Source organism: Mesorhizobium sp. P5_C1, assembly GCF_054049815.1.
Map to the genome: position 1 here is coordinate 1 of NZ_JBFULQ010000638.1, position 2,840 is coordinate 2,840.

3 protein-coding genes are annotated in these 2,840 nt (G+C 64.8%); 2 read left to right on the forward strand and 1 reads right to left on the reverse strand.

What is annotated here, in order from left to right; genetic code table 11:
* The coding region (locus tag ACXJ7R_RS29210; protein ID WP_457154861.1) for a tetratricopeptide repeat protein at positions 1-289 on the forward strand (289 nt) is incomplete at its 5' end.
* Between the two features lie 124 nt (positions 290-413).
* The gene (locus ACXJ7R_RS29215) at positions 414-1,481 is read left to right on the forward strand and encodes an alpha/beta fold hydrolase (protein ID WP_457154862.1); all 1,068 of its coding nucleotides are present in this window, start codon (positions 414-416) and stop codon (positions 1,479-1,481) included.
* A gap of 25 nt (positions 1,482-1,506) precedes the next feature.
* Here ACXJ7R_RS29215 and pyk read toward each other — a convergent pair whose 3' ends face one another.
* Entirely contained in the window at positions 1,507-2,838 is a 1,332-nt protein-coding gene (gene pyk, locus ACXJ7R_RS29220) for a pyruvate kinase (protein WP_457154863.1), read from the reverse strand.
* Between the last annotated feature and the right edge of the window lie 2 nt (positions 2,839-2,840).

Here is a 2,840-nt window from a genome sequence, read left to right on the forward strand (position 1 = left end):
GGTGGTGACCTTGAAGCCGACATATGCCGAAGGCTGGAACCGGCGCGCCACCGTGCATTTCATGATGAAGAACTACGGCAAGTCGATGTCCGACATCGACCATACGCTGCAGCTCGAGCCGCGCCATTTCGGAGCGCTGTCCGGCCTGGCGCAGATCATGGCCCTGACGGGCCACAAGCAATCGGCGCTCGAGGCCTGGCAAAAGGTGCTGGCCATCTATCCAATGATGCGCAGCGCCCAGGACCAGGTCGCCTCACTGTCGGAAGAGCTTGCCGGCGAAGGCATTTGATGCCTCTGATCTCCCAGCCGGGGTATGCTGAGATTCAGGTCAAGCCCAGCCGTTCGCAGGCCAGCCCCACCTGAACGTCAGCATGCCCCAGAACTAATTCCGCTCCAGCCCGTATTTTCCCCGCATGAACCTGATCTACGCTGCCCTCGCCTTCCTGATGGCGCTTGTCTTCGGCCTTGTCGGCGTCACCCGCGTCGGCTCTTGGCTTATCGAGCGGCGCAATCCGCCGATCGGCGACTTCGCCGACATCAATGGCGCCCGCATCCACTATGTGCATATTCCGGCGCCTGCGAATGCCTCGCTGCCGGCTATCGTCTTCATTCATGGCGCCAGCGCCAATCTCAGGGACCAGATGCTGCCGCTGCGGCCGCTGCTCGAAGGCCACGCCGAAATGCTGTTCATCGACCGGCCGGGTTTCGGCTGGTCGGAGCGTGGCCCGGGCAACAACGAAAGCCCGTCGGCCCAGGCCATCACCATCGCCGCGCTGATGGACCGTCTCGGCATGAAGAAAGCTGTCGTCGTCGGCCATTCCTTTGGCGCCGCCGCGACCACCGCGTTTGGCCGCGAGCATGCCGACAAGACGCTTGGGCTGGTCTTTCTTGCGCCGGCGACCCATCCCTGGCCTGGCGGTGCAACCTCCTGGTACTATGATCTGACGACCATTCCGGTGATCGGCCGGCTGTTCACCGAAACGCTGAGCTATCCCGCGGGAACGCTGCAGATGGCTGATGCCACGACCTGCGTCTTCTCGCCCAACAAGGTGCCGGACAATTACCTCGCCACCGCCTCGATCCCGCTGGTGCTGCGGCCACCGGCCTTTCGTGCCAACGCCACCGACGTCGCCGGGCTCTATCGCTATGCCCTTGGTGCCGCCCCCCACTACGCCGAGATCAAGGCGCCGACCGTGGTCATTTCGGGCGATCGCGACAAGGTCGTCTATGCGCAGATTCACTCGGTCGGCCTCGTCCGCGACATTGCCGGCGCCAAGCTGGTCTGGGTGCACAATCTCGGCCACAAGCCGGACTGGATTGCCCCGGACCTTGTCGTCGGCGCCATCGAGAAGGCCGCCGGCAAGGATATCGACCTGCAGGCGATGGCCAGGACCGTGGAAGCGCGTATCGCCGGCGACGCCTATGGCGCCGGCAAATGCGCCGACCTCAAGGTGCCGCAGGCCGAACTCGCGCCGACCTGATCACGCTACGTTCAGGCGAACCTCTCTACCGGCTGCTTTGCACGTCCGACCCGACATAGGCGATGCGCAGCATGTTGGTCGAACCGGGGGTCCTCAGTGGCACGCCGGCGGTGATGATGACACGATCGCCCGGCTTGCCGAAACCTTCGTCGAAGGCGATGCGGCACGCGCGGTTGACCATGTCGTCGAGGTCGCTGGCATCGGGCGAGACGACGCAATGAGTGCCCCACAGCAGCGACAGCCGCCGCGCCGTGTTGAGGATCGGCGACAGCGCGATGATCGGCACCTGCGGACGCTCGCGGGCGGCGCGCAGGCCGGTGGTGCCGGACGCCGTGTAGGTGATGATTGCCGACAGTTTCAGCGTCTCGGCGATCTCGCGGGCGGCCAGCGAAATGGCGTCGGCGCCGGTTGCTTCCGGCTCGGAGCGCTGCGCGTTGATGATGCCGGCATAGGTCGGATCGGTTTCGACCTTGGTGGCGATGCGGTCCATCATCGCCACCGCTTCGACCGGATAGGCGCCTGCGGCGGACTCCGCCGACAGCATGATGGCATCGGCGCCTTCGAAGACGGCGATCGACACATCGGACACCTCGGCGCGGGTCGGCACGGGGGCGGTGATCATCGATTCCAGCATCTGCGTTGCAACCACCACCGGCTTGCCGGCGCGGCGCGCGGCGCGCGTGATCTGCTTCTGGATGCCAGGCACCGCCTCGAGCGGCATTTCGACACCGAGATCGCCGCGGGCGACCATCAGGGCATCGGACAGTTCGATAATCTCGGCCAGCCGCGCAACGGCCTGCGGCTTTTCGATCTTGGCCATGATCAGTGCCCGGCCGCGCGCGATCTTGCGCGCTTCGGCCAGATCCTCCGGCCGCTGCACGAACGACAGCGCAACCCAGTCGACGCCCGTCGACAGAACGGCATCGAGATCCTTGCGGTCCTTCTCGGTCAGCGCGCCGACCGGCAGATCGGTATCTGGCAGGCTGACGCCTTTCTTGTCGGAAATCGTGGTGCCGGCAATGACCGTGCAGACGATCGACTTGCCGTCGCTTCTCACCGCCTTCAATTCGAGCTTGCCGTCATCGATCAGCAAGCGATGACCAGCTTCTACCGAGCTCAGGATTTCGGGATGCGGCAGGTAGACCCTGGTTGATGTGCCCGGCTCGGGATTGTTGTCGAGCGTGAAGGTCTGGCCGACGGTCAGCACTTCCTTGCCATTGGCGAACTTGCCGACGCGCAGCTTGGGGCCTTGCAGGTCGGCCAGAATACCGATCGGCCGGCCGACCGCTTCCTCGACGGTACGGATGCGTCCGACCAGCGTGCGCATCAGCTCGTGATCGGTATGGCTCATATTGATGC